Genomic DNA, 24,807 nt, shown 5'->3' with positions numbered 1-24,807 from the left:
AATTTCCGGGCCTCTCCCTGGGAGCGGTCCTTGCGAAGTACAGCAACCCGACTCGCAGTGATGTGCCTGCTGCTGGCCGGCGCCGCTGCGTGGGCGCAGCCCGATGCCTTCACTCGCGGCTTCGACGCCGTGCCGCTGAAGGCCACCCCCGCGCAGCAAAGCGGTATCGCCCTCGAAGGCGCCACCGCCGAGCCCGCCGGCAGTTTCCGGGCCGCCCTGCTCTTCGACTACAACCGCGGCATCCTCGCCCTCAAGCTCGGCGACGAGAAGCTGGGGGACCTCATCCCCTACCGGCTCGACGCCCACGCGCTCTTCGCCTGGCAGCTCCACCGCCGGTTGGAGATCGCCGCGGACGTGCCCTTCACCCTCGCGCAGGGAGACCGCTTCCAGATGCTGCGAGACGCCCTCGCCGCTCCGGGCTTCCCCGGCGCCAACGGCGTGAGCGCCCAGGGCTTCGGCGACGTGCGGATCCAACCGCGCGCCTTCCTGCTGCTGCCCGAGGACTTCCCCGTGGGCGTCGCGCTCAGCGCCGAGGTCCGCCTGCCCACCGGTGATGGCAACAGCTTCCTCGGCGAGCGGGGCGTGCTCCTGGCCCCGAGGCTCGCCGTGGAGCGAGCCTTCGGTCCCGTGCGACTGCTCGGCAACCTGGGCCTGCGTCTGCGCCCGCGTCCCGGACAGTACCTCAACCTCTACGTGGGCAATGAAGTGACGTTCGGCGCCGGCGCCGTGGTGGACCTGCCGGATGTGGGCCGTCTCACCGACGTGAAGGCCATCGCCGAGATGCACCTGGCCACGCCCACCACGGCCCCCTTCAACTTCCGCCAGGCCGACTCCCTCAAGACGCCCTGGGAGGTGCTCGGTGGCGTGCGCGCCCGCCTCTACGGAGGCTGGGGCCTGGAGCTGGACGTGGGCCGCGGCGTGACGCTCGGCAGCGGCTACGGCCGCGAGGCCCTGCGCGTCATGCTCGCCCTGCGCTACGACGAGACGTTCCTCGACTCGGACGGCGATGGCGTGCGCGACTCGTTCGACAAGTGCCCCTCCGAGGCCGAGGACATGGACGGCTTCCAGGACACCGATGGTTGCCCGGAGCCGGACAACGACGGAGACGGCGTCAGCGACGGCGAGGACCAGTGCCCGAACTCCCCTGGCGCCAAGTCCCAGGGAGGCTGCGGCGACTCGGATGGCGACGGCGTGCCCGACGGCCAGGACCTGTGCCCCGACATGCCCGGCCCCAAGGGCTATGACGGCTGCCCGGACACCGACGGCGACGAGGTGCCCGACAACGTCGACAAGTGCCCCGACCAGTCCGGTGCCCCCGAGGCCGATGGCTGCCCCATCGACAACCCCCCGCTCGTGGTCATCGAGTCCGACCGCATCCGCATCAAGGGCAACATCCTCTTCGAGACCGGCTCCGCCACCATCCAGAAGCAGTCCCTCAAGCTGCTCGACGAGGTGGCCGTGGTGCTCGACCGCAACCCCGAGCTCGGGCCCGTCCTCATCGAGGGACACACCGACAACGTGGGCTCGGACACGCTCAACCTGAACCTGTCCCAGCGGCGCGCCCAGTCCGTCATGGACTACCTCATCTCCAAGGGCATCGAGGCCCACCGCCTGCGCGCCAAGGGCTTCGGCGAGTCCAAGCCCATCGCGACCAACGCCACCCCGCTCGGACGCGCCAAGAACCGCCGCGTCGAGTTCCGCCTCATCAAGTCCGAGGTGGAGACGCCCTCGCGCACCGTGCCGGCGGAGAAGAAGACCGGCACCAGCGACGAGAAGAAGAACGGCACGGGCGACAGCAAGGGCGACGCCGGGAAGCGCTGAGGGGAGCGGCTGTCAGGGCACGGCGGTTGCCCGGTTGAATATCAGGGCACCGGGGCCGTCGTGGGGATACGCGCCCTGCCATCCCCGAGGCCCTCATGTCCTCTGCCTTCCGTGCCGTGTCGTGTGCCCTGCTCACCGGGGCGCTGCTCGCCGCTCCAGCCGCCGAGGCTCGCTTCGGCAAGCGCTCGGACTCCTCGGACGATTCGGACAGGTCCGAGTCGAGGGTGCACGATGCCACCCCGGTGCAGCAGGACTCCGGCTCCAGCGGGACCGTGCACGACGCCACTCCGGTGTCCCAGCCGCCTCCGCCTCCGCCCGAGCCTTCCCCGGAGCCGTACTACCCGCCGGCTCCTCCGGTCTATGTCGGCCCCGCCGAGCCGGACCCCACCTATGTGACCTCCGAGCCCCCGGGCGTTTCCTGGGACGAGGAACGGTTCGCGGCCCGCCACCACCGGAACTTCACCCTCGGCCTCGAGGGCAGCATCTTGCAGGAGGGCTCGGCGGTGGGCCTCCACCTGGGCGTGGAGGGCGAGCGGCTCGGCGCCTTCCTGCGGACGAGCGGGCTGACGCTGCGCGCGGATGATGGGAGCGGCGAGAAGGACAGCATCTCGGTGACGGAGTTGCACGCGTCGGTGGCCGTGTTGAAGGGGTGGGCGGGACGGCTGCGGTTGGAGGGAGGCCTGTCCATCGCCAAGGCTCCGGACGTCACCTTCGTCGGCCCCAGCGTGGGCATCTCGTCCGAGCTCTTCCTGCTGGACTTCCTGTCCCTGGAGGCCCGAGCGCAGTTCACGCCCTGGCCCTACCGCCAGCTCGACGCGGCGGGCGGTATGGTGTGGTACCTGGGCGGCTGGCGCCTGTTCGCTCTACGTGGCGGCGTGCGCGCGCTGGTGTTGAACGACGCGGGCAAGGTGGATGGCGTCGTTCACCAGGACGTGCTGCCCGGCCCCTACCTCGCCTTCGGCCTGGCAATCTGAGCCACCGTCTGGGCCCACTGGCGCCAGACCTCGCCGTCCTCCCCGAGGTCGCGCCCCGCCAGGAGGGTGAGCACCTTGTGCGCCGGCTCGCGATCGGTCCGCACCTGCATGGCCACCATCTCCAGCAGCGGCTCACCGGCCTTCTCGAGGATCTGCTCCCGGTGGATGGCCCCCTCCGTCTCCAGGATTCGCACGAGCGCCCAGGCCGCCTTGTTGCGGTCGGGAGTCGTCGGGAACCAGAGCGCCTCGAGCACCTTCTCGAGCGGGATGATGACGCGCGGCTGGTCCTTCTGCATCGCCCCGAACACGCGCAACACCTCGTTGCGCACGCCCTGGGCCGGATCTCTCACCGACGGCAGGAGCGCCTGGAGCACCTGCTCGCGTGAGGGCCCGTAGGCCAGCAGGTTCACCGCGGACATGCGCTTGCCCTCGTCGCGATCCTCGCGCAGCACGCGCACGAGCGCATCGAAGTTGCGGGGCACTCCCTCGACGAAGCGTGGCTCCAGGGGGGCGAGTTCCGGGTGGTCGAAGCGGCCGAAGCAGGAGAAGGCCCGGCAGGAGCCGAAGCCGGACGGGAGCGCCCCCGCGTTCCGCAGCTTCCAGTACGCCGTGAGGAAGTCCCCCCAGGCAGCGATCAGCCCTTCCGGATCAGCCACGTCCCCCTGCGGCGCGGGGGAGAAGCGCATGCGCCACTCGTCTCCCTCGTCGACCAGGTCCACCGTCAGCCGCAGGATGTTCGTCTCGAGGTCGACGCCCACCGAGTACGTGCACTGGGCGAAGGAATGGGCCGAGGTGAGGCGCTTCTTGCTCTCGCCGAGCAGCTTCCCGAAGTCCACCGACTCGTCGAGGCGCGTACCCGGAGCGGGCAGCCCGTCCCCAACGAGCGCGAGCAGCTTCTCCTTGGGGACCTTGCGCGAGCCGAACACCTCGAAGCCGCCAAATGTGTACACGGGCTTCTGTGGAGCAACGGGCGCAGTGGCTTCAGGTGTGGAGGTGGAGCCAGACGCAGGAGAGGCCTGCTGAATGGGCGTGGCACATCCGGCGAGGAGAACGAGACAGACGATGAAGTGTTTCACATGACCCCCGGCACCCGAGCCGCAGGCGCGCATGGAGCAACCTACTGCACCGCATGCGCTCCACGGACGGTGGACCCCACTCCAGGAGCGGTGAAGGTGGAGCCCCTGTGACGCCCCGCGTCGGCGCGTCTTCGATGCCCGCCCCTGGGAAGCACAATCCCCTCGGCACTTCACCTATAGTGTGAGGTCCCCCTCCTCCCTCATTTCCCGGAGATGCGATGTCGAAGAGCCCCCGCCTGGCTTCCCAGGGCCTGAGTCACCAGGACGTGCTCGCGCGGATGCGTGCGATGCGCACAGACGATGCTCGCTGGCAGGAGGGGCGCACGTGGAGCCTCGTCTACAACGCGGGTGAGGACATCCGCCGCGTGGCCGCCGAGGCCTACACCGAGTTCATGTCCGAGAACGGTCTCAGCCCCCTGGCCTTCCCCAGCCTGAGGCGTTTCGAGGCCGAGGTGCTCGCCATCGCGGCGGAGCTCTTCCACGGCGACACCGCCGCCGGCACCATGACGTCCGGGGGCACCGAGTCCATCCTCATGGCCGTCAAGACGGCTCGCGACTTCGCCCGTGCCGAGCGCGGCATCTCCGAGCCGGAGATGGTCCTGCCCGCCTCCGCCCACCCGGCCTTCCAGAAGGCCGCCCACTACTTCGGGGTGAAGCCCGTCACCGTCCCCGTCGCGCCGGACTTCCGCGCCGATGTGGAGGCCATGCGCGCCGCCATCGGGCCCCACACCGTGCTCGTCGTGGGCTCGGCGCCTTCCTATCCGCACGGAGTGATGGACCCCATCTCCGAGCTCGCCGCCATGGCCCGCGACAAGGGCGTCCTCTTCCATGTGGATGCCTGCCTCGGCGGCTTCCTCCTGCCCTTCGCCCGGCGGCTCGGCCACTCGCTCCCTGACTTCGACTTCGCCGTGCCCGGCGTCACCAGCCTCTCGGCGGACCTCCACAAGTACGGCTACGCCGCCAAGGGCGCCTCCGTCATCCTCTACCGCTCGCCCGAGCTGCGCCGGCACCAGTTCTTCACCTATGGCGGCTGGAGCGGCGGCATCTACGCCTCGCCCTCCATGGCGGGCACCCGCCCCGGTGGCGCCATCGCCGCGGCCTGGGCCATCCTCAAGTACCTCGGCGAGGAGGGCTACCTGCGGCTGGCCCGCACCGTGCTCGACACCTCGAAGGCGCTGCGCGAGGGCATCTCCTCCATCCCCGGGCTGAAGCTCCTGGGCCAGCCTCCGCTCAGCGTCTTCGCCTTCTCCTCGGACACCCTGGACGTCTACGCGCTGGGCGACGCCATGGAGGCGCGCGGCTGGAAGCTGGACCGGCAGATGCTCCCCCCCGCGCTGCACCTGATGGTGACGCCCGCCCATGCGGCGGTGGTGGAGCCCTTCCTCTCGGACTTGCGCGCGTGCGCCGCCAGCCTCGCCTCGGGCGAGCCCGCCCCGGATGGCAGCGCCGCCCTGTACGGCATGCTGGGCTCCCTCCCCGACCCCAAGGACGCCGAGGGCTTCATCCTGCAATTCATGGACGGGCTGTACGGAGACGAGTGATGGGGCTTCTCCAAGTCCTCTTCCTGGTGGGCTTCCCGGGGCTCGTCCTGCTCGCGGCGCGTCACTTCAAGCCCGTGGCCGTCGTGGGCCCCGTGGTGGTCTGCTACGCCGTCGGCATCGCCCTGGGCAACATCCACGGGCTGACGCAGGAGAAGCTGAGCCTCTCCGTGAGCGAGGCCACCGTCCCCCTGGCCATCCCCCTGCTCCTCTTCGGCACGGATGTGCCCCGCTGGCTGCGGCTGGCCCGGACCACGCTGGTGTCCTTCGTGCTCGCGTGTCTGTCCGCCATGGTGGGGGCCGCGCTCGTGGGGCTCGCCAGCGCGGACCGCTCGGACGAGTGGTGGAAGATGTCCGGCATGCTGGTGGGCGTCTACACGGGCGGCACCGCCAACATGAACGCCGTCGGGCTCGCGCTCCGGGTGCGCGATGAGACCTTCATCCTCCTCAACACCGCGGACCTCGTCGTCGGCGCCGCCTACCTCCTCTTCCTGGTGACGGTGGCCCAGCGGATTGCGCACCTCTTCCTGCCGCGCTTCCCGAACCCCACCGGTTGGGACGAGGCCGAGGACGAGGCGGCACGAAACGCCCCCGTCCTCACCGGGAGCCGGGTGCGTGGCATGGCGCTGGCCTTCCTGCTCGCCGCCCTCATCGTGGGCGTGTCCGTAGGAGCGTCACTCCTGGCGTTCGGCGGACTGGAGCCGCCGGTGGTGCTGCTGCTCATCACCTCGCTGAGCCTGGCCGCGTCCTTCGTGCCCTCCATCCGGAACCTGCCGGGCAGCTACGTGATGGGGGACTACGCACTGCTCGTCTTCTGCGTGGCCGTCGGGACGCTCGCGGACATCAGCCGCCTGCGTGACACGGGCCCCTTCGTCTTCGTCTTCTGCGCCGCCGTGGAGTTCATCACCGTGGCGATCCACCTCGCCCTCGCCGCGCTCTTCCGCATCGACGCGGACACCGCCCTCATCACCTCCACCGCCACCATCTTCGGTCCACCCTTCATCGGCCCGGTGGCGCGTGCGCTGCGCAACCGCGAGCTCATGGTGTCCGGGCTCACCACCGGCATCATGGGTTACGCGGTGGGCACCTACCTCGGACTGGCCGTGGCGTGGCTGCTGCGGCCCTGAAGCACCCGGAGACTTCCATGCATCCGACTCGGACGACGTGGGCAGTGGTGCTGACCGCCGCGCTGGCCACGGCTCCCGCCTGGGCACAGGAGCCCTCCCGAGAGGTGCTCGAACCGCCCGCGGCCGCGGTAACGCCTCCCCCCGCCGAACCCCCTCGCACGGGGTGGCGCGTGCTGGGCCTACCGCTGGTCAGCTACAACAGTGACGAGGGCTTCGGCTATGGTGCCCGGCTGATGTTGGTGGACGCGGGCGACGGCAGTGAAGTGCCCTATCGCCGTTCCGTGGTGGCGCAGTTCTTCCAGTCGACGAACGGGGTGGCCCAGCACCGCCTCATCCTGGACGAGCCCCACTTCCTCTCGTCGAACTGGCGGCTGGGCCTCAACCTGGCCCTGCTCAATGATCGCTTCTCGCCGTACTTCGGGCTGGGCGGCCAGACCTCCTATGTGCCGGCCTACGGCGTCTGCGCGAACCGGGACGCGCTGGAGGAGGACCCCAACACGTGCCCGGGCAACCCGGACTTCCGGGGCCTGCGCTACTACAGCTTCGAGCAGCGCACCCTGCCGAGCGTGGTACTGAATGCGCGCCGGCCGCTGAGTGGGCCCTGGCAGCTGGCGCTGGGCTACCGCTTCCGCCTCACCGAGGTGCGCACGCGCTACGGCGCGGACGACCTGGGACAGGCGCGGGACTCGCGAGTGGTGGAGGACGCGCGGGCCGGGATGCTCTCGGGCATTCACGGCGAGGAAGAAGCCACCTCCTTCCGCACGGCGGAGGTGACGGCGAGCCTGCTGCTGGACACGCGCGACAACGAGCCCGCGCCGGTGCGCGGCATGTTCCACGAGCTCGCGCTGCGCGGAGCCGCCACCGCCACGGGGAGCGCCTCCAACTACTGGGGGGCGACGCTCAACCTGCGCTTCTACCAACCGCTGTTCACCGAGCGGCTGGTCGCGGCCGTGCGACTCTTCGTCGATGTGATGGGCGGCGACGTCCCCTTCTTCCTGCTCACCTCGTTCGGCGGCGTGGAGTGGCTCGACGGCTGGAGCGGCATCGGCGGCGTGTACACCGCGCGAGGCATCCTGAAGAACCGGTTGCAGGGCCAAGCCAAGGCGCTCGCCAACGGAGAGCTGCGCTTCAAGTTCCTCTCGGTGTCACCGTGGGATCAGCACCTGGACTTCACCCTCGTCGCCTTCGTCGACGCGGGACAGGCGTGGACGGATCTCCGCTTCGCGGATGGAGGTGACCCCCGCTATGGCGCGGGAGGCGGGCTGCGCATCGCCTGGGAGAACGACTTCATCCTCCGGGTGGACTACGGCATCAGCCCTCGCGACGGCACCACGGGCTTCTACCTGGACTTCGGCCACCTCTTCTGAGGGTTACTGCTTGAGGGCCCGCTCGATCCGCTGGCGCAGCGCGTCCTCGGACAGCGCGCCGCGCTGCGCGTCCACCACCCGGCCCTCCCGGTCCAGGAAGTAGAGCGTCGGCAGCGCCGTCACCTGGAACACCCCGGCCACCTCGTCCGGCGCGTACACCACGTACTGCCCGAGTTCCGGCATCCGGCTGACCACGAACTCCTCCACGAACATGGGCGCGTCCGGCATCTCGTCGCGGCTCGCGGCCACGAACACCAGCCCCTTCCCCTCGTACTCCTTCGCCAGCTTGATGAGCGACGGCATCTCCGCCTGGCACGGCGGGCACCACGTCGCCCAGAAGTCCAGCATCACCACCTTGCCCTTGAGGTCCGCCAGCGACAGCGTCTCGCCCTTGTACGTCTTCATCTTCACCGAGGGCGCCGCCATCCCGTCCGACGCCAGCCGCGCCCGCAGCGCCTCCTGCACGCCCAGGTACGACAGCCCCGCCAGCCCCAGCAGGCCCGTCACCACCAGCACCACCTTGCTCCACCCCTGGCGCGCCGGCGGCTGCCCCGCCCCCGCGCTCTCCTGCCCCGCTCCCGGCTGCTGTCCGGTGTCCGCGTTCCGCTGCTCCGTCACGTGCTTCCACTCCTCGTCGTCTTCAACACCCGGTGCACCTGCTTCAGCACCCCTCGCACTCCCCGCCTCACCCTCGGCCTCCTCACCACCCACTCCGCCACTCCCGGCCCATACCGGTAATAGACCCGGATGAATTCCCGCCCCACCCCGTGGCGGCGCAGCACCTCGTCCCGGAACTCGCGGAACGCCACCAGCTCCGGCGCCCCCTCTCCGAACGCCGCCGTCACCACGAAGCACGAGCCAGCCGGCGAAATCCACATCAGCCGGTTGTTCGTCAGGTTCACCACCGCCTTCAGCTCGCGCGCCTCGGTGTACAGGAAGACCAGCAAGTCTCGCCGCGCCACCGGGAACTCCTCGCCACTCGCCTCCTCGAATTCGATCCGCGAGCTGCCCGAGCCCCGTACCTCGTCCACCGTGAAGAAGAAGCGCTTGGAGCTGCTCTTGTGCTCTATCTCCAGCCCGCGCAGCTCACCGAAGTACGCCAGGAAGGGCGTGTGGCAGGCCGGGCATACGTAGCGGCGCGTCCCCGGCCCCGGCACGTACCCGTAGTCGTTGATGCGCTTGCAGCCCGTGTTGGGGCAGATGAGCTTCACCTGCGCCACCGGCTCCTGCTTCGGATCGAACCGCGAGGCCCCCGTCGTCCGGTCATACACCGGCTCGACCACCTTCTCCTTCGCCCCGAGCGCCCGCGTGGGATGCGCCGCGCGCTCCAGTTCCAGCGCCCGCCGCCAGGCCTCCTCCGCCTGCACCAGCCGCCCGTCCGCCGTGTGGCACAGCGCCTCACCATGCGCCCGCAGCGCCGCGAGGATGCGCTCCGTGGGCTCCCACCGCCCCGCGTCCCGCTCCACCGCCAGCCCCAGGGCCAGCACCTTCTCCAGCTCGGGCAGCAGCGCCTCGGCCGCCTTGCGCGCCGGGTCCTCCGCCCGGTGGTACACCGGTGGCTCTGGAATCCGGGCGAACAGCGCCAGCGCCTGCGCGCGCAACTGCTCCTGCGCTTCCTGCGCTCGCGGAAGGGACATCGACTCCGCCCTCTGCCGGGCGGCCTGGAAGAGCTCTTCGGGCTGCAAGGCCGCGCACATTAGAGGGCCCCCCGCCCGCTGTCAGCGGCCATCCCCTCCCCCTGCCAGAAACTGGCCGACGCTCTTCCGTCGGTGTATGACGTGGTAGGAGGATGTGAACGATGGGCTTCCTGAAGTTCCTGGTGTGGACGGGTTGTGCGGTGGGACTCGGGGTCTTCCTGGCAACGGGCAGCATCGAGGGCCGGACGCCGCTGGACTACGCACAGCGGGCGTGGAAGCGGCACGTGCAGCCGTCCGAGGTGGACCGTCAGGTGGACCGGGTGAAGGACGGCGTGCGCGACGTGCTGGACGAGGCCCGGGATGCCGTCAACAAGACGACGAAGCAGGCCCCCGCGGCGCCGCGCGAGCGCATCACCAATGAAGATCGAGCGGAGATCAACCGCATCATCGCCCAGAAGAAGTAGCCCGCCCCACCCTCGCTGATCGCCCCGCTTCCCCTCCAGAGCCCCCCTCCCTAGCTTCTCCCGAGGCGGGCTGGGCCGGAGGCGCGGGACGATGATCGGTGGAAGGTGGTGGAAGGGTGTCTCGCTGGCGACAGTGCTGTGCACCCTGGGCGCACCGGCCTGGGGAGCCCGGCATGGAGAGCAGCCGGCGCGGCTGTGGGTGGAGGCGAAGCAGCGCTCCGTGCGCGAGCAGCGCTCGGCCCTCAGCCAGGTGGCGCAGGCCGCCCTGCCCGCGGTGGTGTCCATCACCACACGCCAGCCGAGCGGCAGTCCTGGCACCGAGGGAGAGACGCAGAAGGGCATCGGCTCGGGCCTCATCATCCATCCGGACGGCTACGTCCTCACCAGCGCCCACGTCATCGAGGGCGCCGACGACATCACCATCTCCGTCCTCTCCGAGGGTGGCTACCCCGAGGAGTACTCCGCCGAGGTGGTGGGCGAGGACACGCGCACGGACTTCGCGCTGCTGAAGATCGATGCGGGCCGGAAGCTGCCCGTGCTGAGGCTGGCGTCGGCCTCGCGGGTGGAGGTGGGGGACTTCGTCGTGGTGATCGGCAACCCCTTCGGGCTGACGCACTCGGTGACGGCGGGCGTGGTGAGCGCCAAGGGCCGCACGGACGTGACGCCCAACGGGCGCGATGGCGACTTCGACTACATGCAGGTGGACGCCTCCATCAACCCGGGCAACTCGGGCGGGCCGGTGTTGGACCTGCACGGGGACGTGGTGGCCGTCGTCAACGCCGTGAACGTGGCGGGCCAGGGCATCGGCTTCGCCATCCCCGTGGACATCGCCAAGGCGGTGCTGCCCCACCTGCAGAAGTATGGGCGCGTGCGGCGCGGGTGGATGGGTGTCTCCGTGCAGGACTGCACGCCCGACGTCGTCGAGGCCTATGGGCTGGCGCACCCCCATGGGGTGGTGGTGTCCGAGGTGATGGAGGGAGGCCCAGCCTCGCGCGCCGGGCTGCGGGTGGGGGACATCATCGAGGGCCTGGACGCCGGCCGGGTGGAGCGCGCCCACAAGCTGCGCTGGCAGGTGGCGGCCCGGGGAGTAGGCCGCAGCGTGATGCTCCGGGTCCGGCGCGGCGAACGCCCCCTGAGACTGAAGGTGAAGCTTGAGGACGTGCCCGGAGACACCCAGCCGGCCGATCCCCTCCTCGCAGCTCCCGCCAGGAGCCCCCATCCGGAAGTGGAGCCGGGGATGGGAGGCAGCGGCGTGCCTGGGGAGACGGACGGGCAGGCGCCCGGGAAGCCCCCCCCCTCTCCCTGAGCCAGAAAGCAAGGGGTGCGCCCGCATCCCCGCCTGCCTCCTTGCGTTCCGTGACGGCCAAGGCTACAGACAGCGCCTTTGCACGCCCCGCGGGACTCACCATGGTGACGCGAGGCATCGTTTCGCAACAGGAGCATTTCCATGGCTGAAGCACAGAAGACGACCCTCAAGAAGTGGCCGCGCCTGGCCAAGGGCGGTGGCAAGAAGGCCTGCAGCGTCGAGGGTTGCAAGCGTCCCTACCGCGCCAAGAGCTACTGCTTCTTCCACTACAAGAAGTGGCGCCAGGGCGAGCTGCCCCACTCTCGCTACCGCACCTGCTCCAAGGCGGACTGCCGCCTGAAGGTGGACAAGGGCGGTCTGTGCGAGAAGCACTACGCCGAGACGTACAAGAAGGCCGCGGCCTAGCCGTCCTGGCCGGGGCCCCGCGAGGGCGCTCCCTTCCCGGGAGTGCCCTTTCCCCCGCCCATCGCTCGCTCCAGGTGCTTGAAGGCCGTGAGCCATAGCTCCGCCTCGCGCTGGGTGAGTTCCGCACGCAACAGACTCCGCTCCAACTCACGCAGGATGTGATCCGGCGCCTGCGGGTTGAGGAACTGCGCCTCCAGCATCACCTGGCGCATCCGCTCGCCCAGCGCGCGCACCGTCCCCATCCTCGCGCCCTGCTGCTCCGGCGCCACCGGGGCCGGCACCTCCGTGGGCGTGCGTCCCTCGCGGGAGCACAGGTAGAGCAACACCCCCGCCGCCTGCGCCAGGTTCATCGACGGCTGCACCTCGCTGGTGGGGATGACGAGCAGATCCGTACAGAACGCCAGTTCCTCATTGGACAGCCCGCGCTGTTCACTGCCGAGCACCAGCGCCACCCTCCCCCGCCGGCTCTGATCCGCCAGCCGCGCCACCGCCTCCTCCGGGGTGAGGGCCGTGCGCCCCTCGATCTGGGTACGAGAAGTGGTGCCAACCGCGTACACGCAGTCCTTGAGGGCCTCGGGCAGGTTCTGGGCCACGGCCATGCGCTCCAACACCGCGTCCCCTTTGACGGCCAGCCGCTCGGCGCCTCGGAAGGCATAGGTCGCGGGGTCCGAGAGAATGAGACGCGAGAATCCGAAATTGGCCATCACCCGGGCCACCGCGCCGAGGTTCTCCGGTGAGCGTGTCTGGTGGAGGATGACGGTCAGGTTGGAGGCCGCGATCATGCCTCCGAGTTTAGCTTTCCGAGTCAGACCCGCATCGGTATATTCCCCGTCGATGCGTCGCTGGGTCGCTGGCCTGCTCATCTCTCTCGTAACCCTGACCGGTTGTGGCGTCGGGGGCGCACCCGTGCGCGCGGCCCTGGGCGCACGGCAGGCGCTCACCAACCCGCCGGAGCTGCTCGAGTTCGAGACTTCTACCTCTCGCCTGGAGCTGTTCCGCGAGGTGGTCCGCATCTCCGAGACGGAGGCGGGCCAGGCCGCGCAGGCGCCGGTGCTGTTCCCCATCACCCAGGGCACCGAGTTGGTGGCGGCCCCGGGTGTCGAGGCGCGGACGGATCTGCTCCAGTCCCCGGATGCGGGGGCTCGGCTGCAGCTGAGCTTCGATGGACGGGCGGGCGAGCGCTGGCCGGAGGATCGCCGCGAGAGCCTGCAGGGCCTGTCCGAGCGCGAGGCGGCCGAACTGGTGGCCCGGACGCTGCTCGATCACTGGAAGGTCAATCCGTCGGGTGTCGTGCAGGTGGATCGGGCCTCGGGCGCGCCGTACGCGGTGGCCTACGTGGACGGCATCCTGCGCATCAACCCCGCGTTCCTGTACATGGCGGCGGCCTACGGTCCCGCTTCCCTGCCGGGCGCGGTCCAGTAGAGTCGCGCCTCCTTCATGCCCCGAGTCGGGGCCCGAGGCGCAACTCGTGAACACCTCCGCACTCCACGCGCAGCTTCCGCATACGCTCCGGCAGGTGAACCTGCCGGCCCTGGGCCAGCACTACCAGGGCAAGGTCCGCGACACCTACCGGCAGGGAGACCGGCTCGTCCTGGTCACCTCGGACAGGCTGTCGGCGTTCGACCATGTGCTGACCACCATCCCCTTCAAGGGTGAGGTGCTCAACCGGCTGGCGACGTTCTGGTTCGAGCGCACGAAGCACATCGTTCCCAACCACATCCTGGACGTGCCGGATCCGAACGTGACGGTGGCGCGCGCCTGCGAGCCCTTCGCGGTGGAGGTGGTGGTACGCGGCTACCTGACGGGCAGCCTGTGGCGCGACTACCAGAAGGGCACGCACACCGCCTACGGAGTGCCCTTCCCGGACGGGATGCGCAAGGACGAGGCCTTCGCTTCGCCCATCATCACCCCGTCCACCAAGGCGCAGTACGGCCAGCACGACGAGCCCATCTCCGAGAAGGAGATTCTGTCCCGGGGGCTGGCGAGCGCTCGGGACTGGGCGCGCATCACCGAGGCGGCCCGGGGGCTGTTCCTCGAGGGCCAGAAGTGGGCGCGCACGCGCGGGCTGATCCTCGTGGATACGAAGTACGAGTTCGGCAAGGTGGGCGATGACCTGTACGTCATCGATGAGATCCACACGCCGGACTCGAGCCGCTACTGGGTGGCCAACGAGTACGACGCGCGCTTCGCCAAGGGCGAGGACCAGCGGATGCTGGACAAGGAGAACATCCGCCAGTGGCTCATCCGCGAGCGGGGCTTCCAGGGCCAGGGCACGCCGCCGCCGATCCCGGATGATGTGCGCGTGTCGCTCGCGGAGAAGTACCTCGCGGCCTACGAGCAGATCACCGGCACGCCGCTGACGCTGGAAGTGGGCGACGTGCACGCGCGCATCGAGAAGAACCTGAAGGCGCGCAAGTACCTCTGAGTCCATCTCCCGAGGGAAACACCCTCCTTCCCTCGGGAGCTGACGGGACTACTCGCTCCGGCCGAACACCCGCTGGAAGATGTCGTCCACGTGCTTGATGTGGTAGCCGGCCGAGAAGCAGTCCTCGATCTCCGCCGGCGTCATCGCCTTGAGCAAGTCCTGGTCCTCGAGCAGCGCCTTGCGGAAGGACACGCCCTGCTCGTACATGCGCATGGCGTTGCGCTGGACGATGACGTACGCCGCCTGGCGATCCATCCCCTTGCGCGCCAGCTCCAGCAGGATGCGCTGCGAGTTCACCACCCCGCCCAGCAGGTCCAGGTTCTTCTGCATCTGCTCCGGGTAGACGCGCAGGTTCTCCATCAGCCCGGAGAAGCGGTGCAGCATGAAGTCCGCCACGACGGTGGCATCCGGGCCAATCACGCGCTCCACCGACGAGTGCGAGATGTCGCGCTCGTGCCAGAGCGCCACGTCCTCCAGCGCGCTCACCGCGTAGCCGCGCAGCAGCCGCGCCAGCCCCGTCAGGTTTTCCGAGAGGATGGGGTTGCGCTTGTGCGGCATCGCGCTCGAGCCCTTCTGGCCCGCGGTGAAGGGCTCCTCGGCCTCGCGCACCTCGGTGCGCTGCAGGTGGCGGATCTCCACCGCGAACTTCTCGATGCTCGCGCCCAGCAGCGCCAGCGCGGAGAAGTACTCGGCGTGCCTGTCACGCTGGACGATCTGGCTGGAGGCCGGCGCGGGCGTGAGGCCCAGCTTCTTGCAGGCGAATACCTCCACCGCCGGAGGCAGGTGCGCGAACGTGCCCACCGCGCCCGAAATCTTGCCCACGGCGATGACGTCGCGGGCCCGGAGCAGACGGGCCTCGGCGCGGCGCAGCTCGTCGTACCAGATGGCCAGCTTGTGCCCGAAGGTGATGGGCTCGGCGTGGATGCCGTGGCTGCGGCCCATCATCACCGTGCGCTTGTGCTCGAAGGCTCGCTTCTCCACCGCGGCCATGGCGCGGCCCACGCCCTGGAGGATGAGGTCCGCCGCGTCGCGCAGCACCAGGCCCAGCGACGTGTCCAGCACGTCCGAGGACGTCATTCCCAGGTGCAGCCAGCGCGCGCTCGGGCCAATCCGCTCCTCCATGAAGGTGAGGAACGCGATGACGTCGTGCTTGGTGGTGCGCTCGATCTCCTCGATGCGGGCGGCATCCGCCTCGGTGAAGTCACCGGCGCGGGCGAGACAGTCGTTCAACGCCTCGCGCGGCGCGATGCCGTGCTCCACCATGCCCTCCAGCGCGGCCAGCTCCACGTCGCGCCAGCGGCGCAGACGGGCCACATCGGTCCAGAGGGAGGACATCTCCTTACGGCTGTAACGCGGAATCACTCGAAGACCCTCACGGGGAAGTCCCGCTTCGCCGCGAACCGGAGCAGCTCCAGCACCACGTCCCTGGAGCCCCCCAGCTTGCCGGCGGCGGAGAGATTGACGGCCAGGTCCAACCCCTCGGGCTGCGACACCGCGAGCGCTCCGGGATCGACCTTCTCGTGGATGATGCGGTTGGCCAGCCGCCCCGCCTGCTGCCCGATGGCGGTGGGGCTGGGAGCGAGGGCCAGCGTGGCGCCCTCCTTCACCTGACTGGGGGTGAGGCCCACCAGCGGCAGGTGCTGGGCGGAGGCGAAGGCGATGAGCTCCTGGACGACGGAGGCATTGCCCACCGTCTTGTCGGCCACCATCAGCAGGGCGTCCACCTTGTCCCGCGAGCCGGCGAGCACCTTCTCCGCCTTGGCCTGGGCGTCGGCCTCGAGCGGCACGACGGAGAGGCCAAGCGGGCCTGCGGCCGTCTGCGCCGCCTCTACCAGCCCGGTGGAGTAACGGGGATCATGCAGAATACCCACCCGCTTCGCCGAGGGAGCCAGGGCCTTGAGGGCGGCCAGCTCGGGACGGAAGTCGCTGGTGAGCGCGATGCCGGTGATGTTGGGGCCCTCGAGTCCGTACTTCTCGTAGTAGGGCACCATGGCGAAGAGGACGGGCACGTCCTTGCCCAGGGAGCGGCGAGCGGTGTTGGCCGCCAGGGGACCGATGGCCAGCACCAGCGCCGGCTTCTGCGCGGCGATGCGCTGGAAGGCTCGGCCGGCCGCCTGGGCGCTGTCCTCCAGCGTCACCTCGGACACCTCGGCGCGCACCTCGGCGCTGAAGCCGGCCACCACGGCCGCGTAGGGCGCGAGCCCGGCGGACTTCACCACCACCACCTTCGGACGCGCCGGCTGCGCGGTGGCCACCAGCGGCACCAGCAGCGCCAGCAGGACGAGCCACCCACACCGTCTCATCGTTTCACCCCTTGTGCCGCGGGAGAGCCCTGCGCGGACTGCGCTCGCATCTTCAACAATCCATAGCCTCCCGCCGCGCCCAGGGCGAGCCCCGCGAGCGCCAGCAACACAAGCTTCACAGTCGAGGAGCGGGAGCGAGGCGCCGGCGGCGGAGGCAGGACGATGCGGGGAGCCGCCTTGCCGGGAGGGGGAATGGGGGACCGGGGCTCGGCACGCACGGCCGCAACGGGAACCGGCGCCGGACGAGGCCTGGGAGCCGGGCTCGAGGCCGCGGGCTTGGGAGTGCCCATGAGGGCCGCGAGCGCCGCGGGGTCGAGCGGCTGGGTGGCATCCGGAGGAGGCTCGTGATCCTTCGGCTTCGCAGCGACCCGCTGCGCGATGCTGGCGGCGGACAGTTGCTCGGTAGGCCCGGCCGAGAAGTTGGGCATCTCGAGCGTGGGCTTGCCCGAGAGCGGGACCTCCGGGAGGGTGGCCTTGGGAGCCTCGGCCCTGGGAGCCTCGATGGTGGGGCTGCCGCCTCCCACGATGGGCACCTGGATCGTCGGAGCGCCCAGGGCGGGCAGCTCGGACGTGGGCACGGGCGGAGGCAGCATGTCCGAGCTCAGTCTTCCCGCCGTGGCCAGCTCGGCCGTGAGGCTGAAGGGCACCGGCTTGGGACGAGGACGGGGAGGCACGGGTGCCTGGGCTCCCGCCGCGGGCTTCGCCGACGGAGGCCTCGGGGCCGCCAGGGCCGCTTTGAACTCCGCGAGGAACTCGCTCGCCGTCTTCGGCCGCGCGAGCGGATTGGCGTTGGTGGCGCGCCGGTAGAGGGCTTCTACGCCGGGCGGCAGCTCGGGGTCGTAGGCGAGCAGCTCCGGCACCTCTCCCTCGTCGGGCGTCTGTCCGGTGAGCAGCTCGCCCATGACGACACCCAGCGAGTAGAGGTCCATTCGCGTATCCAGCTCGCCGCCCTCGGCGTACTCGGGAGCGACATAGCCCGCCACGCGCGCGACCTTCTGGGCCTGGACGAAGGGCAGACGGGGAATACCCAGGGCCAACCCGTAGTCCGTCACCTTCAGCATGTCCGGCAGGACGATGATGTTCTCCGGCTTGAGGTCCGAGTGCGGCCCGTACTTGTGGGCGCTGTCGAGGGCCTCGGCGAGCTGGGCCAGGAGGGGCTCCACTTCCTTGGGGGTGAAGCGCTGACCCTGCACCTGGCGCTGCTCCATCATCCGCCGCAGCGTCATGCCCTCGAGCAGTTGCGTGGTGAAGAAGGGGCGGTTGCGGTCCTCGCCCTCCTCGTAGACGCGCACATGGTGGGGATGGGTGAGCTTCTTGCCGGCGCGCAGGGCCAGGGAGAACTGGGTGCGCTCCTCGGGCATCTGCACGAGCCGGGGGTTGATGACCTTGAGCGCGACCTCGACGTCCATCTCCTGGTCGAGCGCGCGGAAGACGTGGCCCACGGGGCCCGGGCCGAGCACCTCGCGGATGGCGTAGCGTTTGGCGAAGACGTCGCCGGGCTTGTAGGGGGCCTCGACGGTGGCTCCACGACGGCGCGGACCGCCCCCTGCCGCCGCACCGGTGAGCTTCAGCCCACAGGTGGCGCAGGATTCAGTGTTGTCGGGGACATGGCTGCCGCAGCGGTAGCAGAGCACAGCGGTCGGACTCCCGGAGGTGGGGGGGCGTAACGGGGCCTCCAGAAGGCACCCTGAGCCGTCTTACCGCGCCGCGCTGACACTGGGCAAGGAACGCGGGGTCAACGGCCCGTCGAGCCGAAGCCACCCTCGCCCCGCTCGGTGGCCTCCAGGACCTCCAACTCCACGAGGGATGCCCGAGACACGGGAGCCACCACGAGCTGGGCGATGCGTTCGCCGCGCTTGAGGATGAAGGGCTCCTGGGAGAGGTTCACCAGGAGCACCTTGACCTCGCCCCGGTAGTCCGCGTCCACCGTACCTGGCGAGTTCAGCAGGGTGATGCCATGCCGCAGCGCCAGTCCCGAGCGGGGCCGGACCTGGGCCTCGTAGTCGTTGGGCAGGGCCAGGGCGAGACCGGTGGGAACCAGCACGCGCTCCAAGGGCCCGACGAGGAGCTCCCCGTCAATGTCCGCCCGCAGGTCCATGCCCGCGGCGAGCGCGGTCTCATAGCGCGGCAGGGGCAGGGGCTCCGGGTGGGCACGCACGCGGCGGACCCTCACGGTCACGGGCGAGGACATGTCCAGCGAAGTAGCACGGCGTGACGAAGAATCGAGTTTGCGACCCTCGTCAGCGCGCCGTCTCGTCCGCCACGGGACTCGTCCTGGGACGGAAACGAAGAGGGTCCACGGGCTGCGCGGACAGCTCGAGCTGGTAATGCAGGTGGGGCCCGGTGGATCGGCCGGTATTGCCCGAGCGGGCGATGAGCTCGCCACGAGCGACGCGCTGCCCTGGCCGCACCAGCAGCTCCGAGTTGTGACAGTAGGCCGTGGTCACCCCGCGGCCATGGTCGACGATGAGCACCCGGCCATTCACGCCGTCCTCGCTCGCGCGGCGCACGGTACCGTCCGCCACCACATGCACCTCGCTGCCCTCGCGCACGGACAGGTCCACACCGGTGTGCAGCTTGCGCGTGCCGAGCACGGGGTGGGTGCGATAGCCGAAGGGACTCGTCACCGGGGTGTGCTCCGGCACGGGCCACGCGAGGCCGAAGGCGGTGGCCAGCGCGAGCGCCTGGGCAGCAGCCACGGTGGCGTCCTCGAACCCAGGAGGCAACTGCCTGGCGAGCCGCTCCAGGTCTGGTGTCCCGCCCTCGGCCGCCACGCGCTCGAGGGCATAGCGCGCCGGGACACGGCCCGCGAAGACGGCGGTGAGACGAGACTCCTCGAGGGGGAAAGCCCCATTCAAGGCTTCGTGCAACCGCCGAGCAGCGACGGGACCCCGGGTCTCATCGAGCAGGGACTCGGGGGGGATGCCCAGCTCACCCGCGAGCGCGAACGCGGGAGCCCGGGCCGAGGGCGAAAGTCCCTTGAGCGCGAGGTGGGTGCCATACGCGAGCGCCTCCATGTCGGAGAAGGGCCGGAGGGGCGGCGCGACAGGCGCGAGCGTGGGGGCGGAGACACCCGTACCACTGACGCCATCGTAGTACGCGAGCAACGGCCGGGCGGTGCTCCGGCTTCCGAGGGCCCAGGCCGCGCTCCGCCGGACCAGCGCGCCCACGGGCGTGTGGTGCCAGGCGGTCCAGAGACAGAGGACGGCCAGGGAGAAGTCGAGCAGCCCTCGGACGTGGCGCGGGAACATGGGGCCTCCTCCTCAGCGCACGAAGGACAGCAGGGGCGAGGCATCGAGCGCGGCGGCGAGGGCGAGGGGAGCCACCAGCGCGGAGCCGGGCAGTCCGTAGGCGAAGGCCCGAGCAAGACCGCGCGCATGAGCCTCGGAAGCAGCATCCGCGTGCTGGAGGTTGCGCAGCACGGCGCGCCAGCCCAGGCGCCACAGGAGGCCCACCAACGCCGCGAGGGCGAGGCCCCGGGCCGCCACATCCGAGGCCCCCTCTCCGAGCAGCTCGCGCCATGACAGGTACACAGTGCCCTGGACGAGCCGCGCCACGGTACAGGCTCCGGCCACGGCCACGAGCGCGGTAGCCAGGGGGCGGATCCACCGCATCGTGGTGGGCTTGAGGAGACAACGCCCCAGCATCGCGCGCCACGTATCGCGAGGCGGGAGGTGGAGTGAGAACCGAGGCCGCACCTGGGTCGACACCTCCTCCTCGCGATAACCGAGCGCGGGCAGCGCGAGCACCACGTCCGCGCTCAGTTCCCAGGCCAGGGTGAGGACTCGAGCCAGCGTCGTGCGCCGCTCCAGGGAGAGCAGATCCACGAGGGACTCGGTGAGACTGTAGCGGCCGACGACACGATCGAACGCGGCATCGACGAGGTCCACCAGCGTCAGGAGCCGGTCATCGAGCGTATCGGCGGCGGCGTGGACGCCCACGGCGATGAGCGCCAGCAGTCCGAGCGGCATGAAGGCCCAGCGGAAGTGGCCGAGAAAGCGCGAGAGCGCGGAGAAAGGGCCCTGGGACACGCGAGGCTCCGGAAGGGGACCCGTGCCTCAACGCACGAGCCGCCAGGAAGATCTTTCCCCGCCTGGAGCCCGCAAAGGAAGACGCCCTCCCCCGCCGGAGCGAAGAGAGGGCGTCCCGTGTCTCCTACCCTCTCCCGGGGGAGAGGAAGGCGATCGAGTCAGCTCAGGCCTTGGCGCCCGGCTGGGTGGCCTCGGGGGACTGGGCGGCGGCGGGGGCGGCCTCGGAGGGGGCGGTGCCCTGCTGAGCGGCGGCGCGCTCGGCCATGGCCTCCTTGCGCGACAGGCGGATCTTGCCCGTCTTGTCGATGCTGACGACCTTCACCAGCACCTCATCGCCCTCCTTCAGCACGTCCGACACGCTCTTCACGCGCTTGTCGGACAGCTCGGAGATGTGGATGAGGCCATCGGTGCCGGGGAACAGCTCCACGAAGGCGCCGAACTCGGCGATCTTCCGCACCGTGCCCGTGTAGATCTTCCCGATCTCCGCCTCGCGCGTGAGCGCCTGGATCATCGCGATGGCCGACTTCACCGAGTCCACGTTGGAGCTGGCGATGTCCACGCGGCCCGAGTCGTCGATGTTGATGACGGCACCCGTGCGGGCGATGATGTCCTTGATCACCTTGCCGCCCGGCCCGATGACGTTCTTGATGAACTCGGGGCGGATCTGGATGGTGGTGATGCGAGGCGCGTAGGAGCTGATCTCCTTGCGCGGCTCGGCCATCGTCTTGAGCATCTCGCCGAGGATGTGGATGCGGCCCTGACGCGCCTGCTCCAGCGCGCGGCTCATGATCTCCGTGGTGAGGCCGGTGATCTTGATGTCCATCTGGATGGAGGTGATGCCCTTCGAGGTGCCGCACACCTTGAAGTCCATGTCGCCCAGGTGGTCCTCGTCACCGAGGATGTCCGAGAGGATGGCGACCTTGTCTCCCTCCTTCACCAGGCCCATGGCGATGCCCGCCACCGGAGCCTTGATGGGCACGCCGGCATCCATCAGCGACAGCGTGCCGCCGCACACCGAGGCCATGGACGAGGAGCCGTTGGACTCGAGGATGTCCGACACGAGCCGCACGGTGTACGGGAACTTCTCGCTCGCGGGCAGCATGTTGCGCAGGGCGCGCTCGGCCAGGGCGCCATGGCCCACCTCACGCCGGCCGGGGCCGCGCAGGGGCTTGGTCTCGTTCACGCTGAACGGGGGGAAGTTGTAGTGCAGCATGAACTTCTTGAAGGACTGGCCGCTGAGCAGCTCCAGCCGCTGCTCGTCCTCGGAGGTGCCCAGCGTCGTCACCACCAGCGCCTGGGTCTCGCCGCGGGTGAAGAGCGCGCTGCCGTGGGTGCGCGGGAGCACGCTCACCTCGCAGGTGATGTCACGCACCTTGTCGTGCCCGCGGCCGCCGATGCGACCTCCGTTCACAGTCAGCGTGCGCATGTGCTCGTACTTCAGATCCTCCACCACCTGCTTGGCGTGCTTCTCCACCTGAGCGGTGTAGCCCTCGCCGAGCTGCTCCTTGAGCTTGGCCAGGGCGTCCTTCTTGGCCTTGGAGAGCGCCTCGTAGCGGGCCGCCTTCTCCTTGATGGTGTAGCCGTGGACGATGCCGTCCCAGGCCAGCGCGCGCACCTTGGCCTTGAGGTCCTCGGCCACCGCGGGGATGCGGTCGTAGTTGCGCACCGTCTTGTTCAGCGCGCGCCGCAGCTCGTCCTGCAGGTCCAGCGCGGGCTGCACCGCCTGCTTGCCGAACTCGAGCGCGGCCACCATGTCCGCCTCGCTGACCTCCTCGGCGCCGCCCTCCACCATCACGATGGCCTCACGGCTGACGGCCATGACCAGGTCGATGTCCGACAGCTCGCGCTGCTTGAGCGTGGGGTTGGCGATGAGCTTGCCGTCCACGCGGCCCACGCGGATGCCCGCGATGGGGCCGTTGAAGGGGATGTCCGACACCCACAGCGCCGCCGAGGCGCCGGTGATGCCATGGATGTCACCCTCGTGCTCCGGGTCCGCGGAGATGACGCTGGTGATGATCTGCGTCTCGTAGGCGTACCCGTCCGGGAACAGCGGGCGGCAGGAGCGGTCCACGATACGGCTGGCCAGCGTCTCCTTCTCCGTCAGGCGCCCCTCGCGCTTGAAATAGCTGCCGGGGATGCGGCCGGCCGAGTACAGCTTCTCCTGGTACTCCACCGTGAGCGGGAGGAAGTCCACGTCCTTCTTCTCGCGCGCGCTCACCGCGGTGACCAGCAGCACGGTGTCGCCGTAGCGAACCACCACGGCGCCGTCCGCCTGCTTGGCCATGTGGCCGGTCTCGATGGACAGCTCGGTGTCACCAATCTTGACGCTCTTCTTCAAGTGCATATCCGTCTTGCCTCGTAACTGCCGGAAGGCCCCGCGACGCGTGCCCTGCCTTTTCCAAAAGGTGAGGGCCCACGCGCCTCGATGCGAGGCCTGTGGGTTGATGCGGTCGCCAGGCCTGGAACAGGCGAAGACGGGCAACCGCGGTCTGACTGCGGTGGGGCGCTTCGGAAGCGCCGGCAGGGATGCGTCGGAGCTTTGATCCCTGATCGCGCGGGCCGACCCGGCTGCACCGGTCGGCCCGTCCGAACGGAAACCAAAACCTCCGTCCACACCACGCCCTTGCCTCCTCCCTCGCCGTCACCTTGCTTCCACTGTGTGCTGCGACTGCTTGGAACGACTCGGGGCGCTGACCCATGCCAGCGCCCCGATTGACTGCGGGCCTACTTGCGGATGCCGAGGCCCTCAATGAGCTTCTTGTAGCGGTTGGCGTCCTTGCTCTTCAGGTAGTCGAGCAGACGGCGACGCTGACCCACCAGCTTGAGCAGACCGCGGCGGGAGTGGTGGTCCTTCTTGTGCGTCTTGAAGTGCTCCGTGAGCAGGGTGATGCGCTCGGAGAGCAGCGCCACCTGGACCTCGGGGGAACCGGTGTCCGTCTCGTGGGTGCGGTACTTCGCGACGACCTCTGCCTTGCGGTCCTGATGCAATGCCGACATGGTGTTCTCTGGCTTCTATCCCGCTCCGGGGTGGGTACTGCGGTCGCCACGGTCCGCGGAGGGGTACAGACCGGGCTTCCTCCTTCTAACGAATCGGGGGCTTATAAGCATCGCCTGTGCGGGCGGTCAACCTTAAGCGCCCGGCCGTACGCCTGGAGACGGACGAGAGAGACAGAAGAGAACAAGACGCCCTCCAGTCGACAATCCGGTACCTCCCGAGGCGAGCTCCTTCAGGGAGGGCTCGTCCAGTGCGAGCTGCACATAGAAGCCGCCGGAGACGGGCTGATCCCCGGCGAAGTGCTGGCTGAGCCGGGGGTAGAGGCGCAGGAGTGTCTCCAGGATTTCGCCCACCGTGGTGGTGGAGGGCACACCGAGAGTCACCTCGCGCCGCCCCTCGAAGAGGGCCCTCAGGGGGGGAGGCACCACCACGGTGACGTCGAGAGCCCGGGCCACGGTCACCGAGAGTCAGACGAGCACCCGCAGGTAGCGCAGCCGGCCGCGGACCACCTCGGCCACGGCGAGCAGCGCGCCCGAGGGGGCCACCACCCGTACGCGGCCGGGATGCGCGGGGGCCTCCACGGGGACACCGTGAGACACCCGCGCCGCATCCGCCTCGCTCACCCGTACCGCGGGCAGGTCGGTGAGGGCCTCGGACACCGGCAGAAGCCGCTTCGCCAGGGCCTCGGGCTCCTTCGCCAGCGTGGCCAGGTCCGCCAGCGGCAGCGCATGGGCCAGCGTGAAGGGACCGCTCGTGGTGCGCCGCAGCGCCTCCAGGTGGGCACCACAACCCAGCGCCCGGCCAAGGTCATAGGCGAGCGTGCGGACGAAGAAGCCCTTGGAGCAGCGCACGGACAGGCGGAGCTGCGTGGCGTTGAAGTCGCGCAGCACCAGTTCGTACACCGTCACCTGGCGGCTGGCGCGCTCCACCTCTTCACCCGCGCGGGCGAGCTCGTACAGCCGCTTCCCGCCCACCTTCACCGCCGAGTACATGGGCGGCACCTGCTCGAAGGAGCCGCGGAAGCGCCCGAGCACCTCCTCCAGCAGCGCCGTGGTGAGGGGAGGCACGGGCGCCTCGGCCACCACCTTGCCCTCGGCATCCTGGGTGTCCGTCTCCGCGCCCAGACGCACCACGGCGTCGTAGGCCTTGTCGCCCTCGGTGATGAAGCCAGCCACCTTGGTCGCCTCGCCCAGGCACAGGGGCAATACCCCCGTGGCCATCGGGTCCAGCGTGCCGGTGTGACCCACCTTCTTCACCTTGAGCAGACCCCGGACCTGCCGCACCACGTCGAACGAGGTGGGACCCTTGGGCTTATCGATGACCAGGACGCCGTCCATG

At 69.9% G+C, this 24,807-nt stretch carries 24 protein-coding genes; 10 read left to right on the top strand and 14 right to left on the bottom strand.

All coding sequences use genetic code 11. The features are described 5' to 3' along the window. The first annotated feature begins 30 nt into the window (after positions 1–30). Positions 31–1,821, top strand: a complete 1,791-nt coding sequence (locus tag DAT35_RS42735; protein ID WP_369946326.1) for an OmpA family protein — start codon at positions 31–33, stop codon at positions 1,819–1,821. Between the two features lie 95 nt (positions 1,822–1,916). Next, positions 1,917–2,795: a hypothetical protein gene (locus DAT35_RS42730; RefSeq protein ID WP_108075072.1), complete on the top strand. Its 879-nt coding sequence runs from the start codon at positions 1,917–1,919 to the stop codon at positions 2,793–2,795. Here DAT35_RS42730 and DAT35_RS42725 read toward each other — a convergent pair. Further along, the gene (locus tag DAT35_RS42725; RefSeq protein WP_108075071.1) at positions 2,768–3,745 is read right to left on the bottom strand and encodes a HEAT repeat domain-containing protein; all 978 of its coding nucleotides are present in this window, start codon (positions 3,743–3,745) and stop codon (positions 2,768–2,770) included. The two genes, DAT35_RS42730 and DAT35_RS42725, sit on opposite strands and share 28 nt — an antisense overlap. Positions 3,746–4,089: 344 nt before the next feature. Here DAT35_RS42725 and DAT35_RS42720 point away from each other — a divergent pair, with 344 nt between their 5' ends. Genes DAT35_RS42720 through DAT35_RS42710 form a run of 3 tightly spaced genes read left to right on the top strand, consistent with a single transcriptional unit; the run spans position 4,090 to position 7,903 of the window. Continuing rightward, on the top strand, positions 4,090–5,412 hold the full coding sequence (locus DAT35_RS42720; protein WP_108075070.1) for an aspartate aminotransferase family protein: 1,323 nt from the start codon (positions 4,090–4,092) through the stop codon (positions 5,410–5,412). Further along, positions 5,412–6,536, top strand: coding sequence for a DUF819 family protein (locus DAT35_RS42715; protein ID WP_233262036.1), 1,125 nt, complete (start codon positions 5,412–5,414; stop codon positions 6,534–6,536). Before DAT35_RS42720 ends, DAT35_RS42715 begins: the two co-directional genes overlap by 1 nt. A 17-nt stretch (positions 6,537–6,553) precedes the next feature. After that, complete coding sequence (locus DAT35_RS42710) at positions 6,554–7,903, top strand: BamA/TamA family outer membrane protein (RefSeq protein WP_108075068.1); 1,350 nt, start codon at positions 6,554–6,556, stop codon at positions 7,901–7,903. A gap of 3 nt (positions 7,904–7,906) precedes the next feature. Here the strand turns inward: DAT35_RS42710 and DAT35_RS42705 are convergent, their stop codons facing one another. Further along, entirely contained in the window at positions 7,907–8,521 is a 615-nt protein-coding gene (locus DAT35_RS42705; RefSeq protein ID WP_108075067.1) for a TlpA disulfide reductase family protein, read from the bottom strand. Then, complete coding sequence (locus tag DAT35_RS42700; RefSeq protein WP_233262035.1) at positions 8,518–9,540, bottom strand: CFI-box-CTERM domain-containing protein; 1,023 nt, start codon at positions 9,538–9,540, stop codon at positions 8,518–8,520. Before DAT35_RS42700 ends, DAT35_RS42705 begins: the two co-directional genes overlap by 4 nt. 161 nt (positions 9,541–9,701) lie before the next feature. Here DAT35_RS42700 and DAT35_RS42695 point away from each other — a divergent pair, with 161 nt between their 5' ends. From DAT35_RS42695 to DAT35_RS42685, 3 genes are all read left to right on the top strand, one after another. After that, positions 9,702–10,004, top strand: coding sequence for a hypothetical protein (locus DAT35_RS42695; protein WP_108075065.1), 303 nt, complete (start codon positions 9,702–9,704; stop codon positions 10,002–10,004). Between the two features lie 91 nt (positions 10,005–10,095). After that, on the top strand, positions 10,096–11,310 hold the full coding sequence (locus tag DAT35_RS42690; RefSeq protein WP_108075064.1) for a S1C family serine protease: 1,215 nt from the start codon (positions 10,096–10,098) through the stop codon (positions 11,308–11,310). Between the two features lie 141 nt (positions 11,311–11,451). Then, a complete protein-coding gene (locus DAT35_RS42685) occupies positions 11,452–11,715 on the top strand; it encodes a vegetative protein (RefSeq protein WP_108075063.1) in 264 nt (87 codons plus the stop codon). Here the strand turns inward: DAT35_RS42685 and DAT35_RS42680 are convergent. Next, positions 11,712–12,497 (bottom strand): RNA methyltransferase, encoded by a 786-nt coding sequence (locus DAT35_RS42680; protein WP_108075062.1) that lies wholly within the window; start codon positions 12,495–12,497, stop codon positions 11,712–11,714. The two genes, DAT35_RS42685 and DAT35_RS42680, sit on opposite strands and share 4 nt — an antisense overlap. 124 nt (positions 12,498–12,621) lie before the next feature. On the opposite strand from DAT35_RS42680, the gene DAT35_RS42675 reads away from it, so the two are divergent. Together DAT35_RS42675 and DAT35_RS42670 are read left to right on the top strand one after the other, a co-directional pair. Then, positions 12,622–13,137 carry a hypothetical protein gene (locus tag DAT35_RS42675; protein WP_233262034.1) on the top strand — a complete coding sequence of 172 codons (516 nt, stop codon included), beginning with the start codon at positions 12,622–12,624 and terminating at the stop codon, positions 13,135–13,137. Positions 13,138–13,183: 46 nt separating this feature from the next. Further along, positions 13,184–14,140: a phosphoribosylaminoimidazolesuccinocarboxamide synthase gene (locus DAT35_RS42670; protein ID WP_108075060.1), complete on the top strand. Its 957-nt coding sequence runs from the start codon at positions 13,184–13,186 to the stop codon at positions 14,138–14,140. Positions 14,141–14,188: 48 nt separating this feature from the next. On the opposite strand, the gene purB is transcribed toward DAT35_RS42670, so the two are convergent. From purB to truB, 10 genes are all read right to left on the bottom strand, one after another. Then, positions 14,189–15,502: an adenylosuccinate lyase gene (gene purB / locus DAT35_RS42665; protein WP_108075059.1), complete on the bottom strand. Its 1,314-nt coding sequence runs from the start codon at positions 15,500–15,502 to the stop codon at positions 14,189–14,191. After that, positions 15,499–16,443, bottom strand: coding sequence for an ABC transporter substrate-binding protein (locus tag DAT35_RS42660; RefSeq protein ID WP_108075058.1), 945 nt, complete (start codon positions 16,441–16,443; stop codon positions 15,499–15,501). The genes purB and DAT35_RS42660 overlap by 4 nt, the downstream gene beginning before the upstream one ends. After that, positions 16,440–18,077 carry a serine/threonine-protein kinase gene (locus DAT35_RS42655; RefSeq protein ID WP_108075057.1) on the bottom strand — a complete coding sequence of 546 codons (1,638 nt, stop codon included), beginning with the start codon at positions 18,075–18,077 and terminating at the stop codon, positions 16,440–16,442. Before DAT35_RS42655 ends, DAT35_RS42660 begins: the two co-directional genes overlap by 4 nt. A 101-nt stretch (positions 18,078–18,178) precedes the next feature. Then, complete coding sequence (dut, locus tag DAT35_RS42650) at positions 18,179–18,634, bottom strand: dUTP diphosphatase (RefSeq protein ID WP_108075056.1); 456 nt, start codon at positions 18,632–18,634, stop codon at positions 18,179–18,181. A 49-nt stretch (positions 18,635–18,683) separates the two neighbouring features. Next, positions 18,684–19,694: a M23 family metallopeptidase gene (locus tag DAT35_RS42645; RefSeq protein ID WP_108075055.1), complete on the bottom strand. Its 1,011-nt coding sequence runs from the start codon at positions 19,692–19,694 to the stop codon at positions 18,684–18,686. 12 nt (positions 19,695–19,706) lie between these two features. Continuing rightward, positions 19,707–20,414 carry a hypothetical protein gene (locus DAT35_RS42640; RefSeq protein ID WP_233262041.1) on the bottom strand — a complete coding sequence of 236 codons (708 nt, stop codon included), beginning with the start codon at positions 20,412–20,414 and terminating at the stop codon, positions 19,707–19,709. Positions 20,415–20,637: 223 nt separating this feature from the next. After that, positions 20,638–22,818 carry a polyribonucleotide nucleotidyltransferase gene (pnp, locus tag DAT35_RS42635; protein ID WP_108075053.1) on the bottom strand — a complete coding sequence of 727 codons (2,181 nt, stop codon included), beginning with the start codon at positions 22,816–22,818 and terminating at the stop codon, positions 20,638–20,640. 380 nt (positions 22,819–23,198) lie between these two features. Then, a complete protein-coding gene (gene rpsO, locus DAT35_RS42630; RefSeq protein ID WP_108075052.1) occupies positions 23,199–23,471 on the bottom strand; it encodes a 30S ribosomal protein S15 in 273 nt (90 codons plus the stop codon). 132 nt (positions 23,472–23,603) lie between these two features. Then, on the bottom strand, positions 23,604–23,924 hold the full coding sequence (locus DAT35_RS42625) for a hypothetical protein (RefSeq protein ID WP_108075104.1): 321 nt from the start codon (positions 23,922–23,924) through the stop codon (positions 23,604–23,606). A gap of 12 nt (positions 23,925–23,936) precedes the next feature. Then, complete coding sequence (gene truB / locus DAT35_RS42620) at positions 23,937–24,806, bottom strand: tRNA pseudouridine(55) synthase TruB (protein ID WP_108075051.1); 870 nt, start codon at positions 24,804–24,806, stop codon at positions 23,937–23,939. Position 24,807 lies beyond the last annotated feature (1 nt).

It is taken from the genome of Vitiosangium sp. GDMCC 1.1324 (genome assembly GCF_003044305.1).
GTDB lineage: Bacteria > Myxococcota > Myxococcia > Myxococcales > Myxococcaceae > Archangium.
Note: the sequence above shows the minus strand (reverse complement) of the source record. Positions and strands in the feature narration are given on the sequence as shown.

What these genes read in the sequence shown, in the direction of transcription:
- DAT35_RS42730 (WP_108075072.1), top strand. Translation starts at nt 1,917, where the DNA reads ATGTCCTCTGCCTTCCGTGCCGTGTCGTGTGCCCTGCTCACCGGGGCG.
- DAT35_RS42720 (WP_108075070.1), top strand. Translation starts at nt 4,090, where the DNA reads ATGTCGAAGAGCCCCCGCCTGGCTTCCCAGGGCCTGAGTCACCAGGAC.
- DAT35_RS42715 (WP_233262036.1), top strand. Translation starts at nt 5,412, where the DNA reads ATGGGGCTTCTCCAAGTCCTCTTCCTGGTGGGCTTCCCGGGGCTCGTC.
- DAT35_RS42710 (WP_108075068.1), top strand. Translation starts at nt 6,554, where the DNA reads ATGCATCCGACTCGGACGACGTGGGCAGTGGTGCTGACCGCCGCGCTG.
- DAT35_RS42700 (WP_233262035.1), bottom strand. Translation starts at nt 9,540, where the DNA reads ATGTCCCTTCCGCGAGCGCAGGAAGCGCAGGAGCAGTTGCGCGCGCAG.
- DAT35_RS42695 (WP_108075065.1), top strand. Translation starts at nt 9,702, where the DNA reads ATGGGCTTCCTGAAGTTCCTGGTGTGGACGGGTTGTGCGGTGGGACTC.
- DAT35_RS42690 (WP_108075064.1), top strand. Translation starts at nt 10,096, where the DNA reads ATGATCGGTGGAAGGTGGTGGAAGGGTGTCTCGCTGGCGACAGTGCTG.
- DAT35_RS42685 (WP_108075063.1), top strand. Translation starts at nt 11,452, where the DNA reads ATGGCTGAAGCACAGAAGACGACCCTCAAGAAGTGGCCGCGCCTGGCC.
- DAT35_RS42680 (WP_108075062.1), bottom strand. Translation starts at nt 12,497, where the DNA reads ATGATCGCGGCCTCCAACCTGACCGTCATCCTCCACCAGACACGCTCA.
- DAT35_RS42660 (WP_108075058.1), bottom strand. Translation starts at nt 16,443, where the DNA reads ATGAGACGGTGTGGGTGGCTCGTCCTGCTGGCGCTGCTGGTGCCGCTG.
- dut (WP_108075056.1), bottom strand. Translation starts at nt 18,634, where the DNA reads ATGTCCTCGCCCGTGACCGTGAGGGTCCGCCGCGTGCGTGCCCACCCG.
- DAT35_RS42645 (WP_108075055.1), bottom strand. Translation starts at nt 19,694, where the DNA reads ATGTTCCCGCGCCACGTCCGAGGGCTGCTCGACTTCTCCCTGGCCGTC.
- DAT35_RS42640 (WP_233262041.1), bottom strand. Translation starts at nt 20,414, where the DNA reads ATGCCGCTCGGACTGCTGGCGCTCATCGCCGTGGGCGTCCACGCCGCC.
- pnp (WP_108075053.1), bottom strand. Translation starts at nt 22,818, where the DNA reads ATGCACTTGAAGAAGAGCGTCAAGATTGGTGACACCGAGCTGTCCATC.
- rpsO (WP_108075052.1), bottom strand. Translation starts at nt 23,471, where the DNA reads ATGTCGGCATTGCATCAGGACCGCAAGGCAGAGGTCGTCGCGAAGTAC.
- truB (WP_108075051.1), bottom strand. Translation starts at nt 24,806, where the DNA reads ATGGACGGCGTCCTGGTCATCGATAAGCCCAAGGGTCCCACCTCGTTC.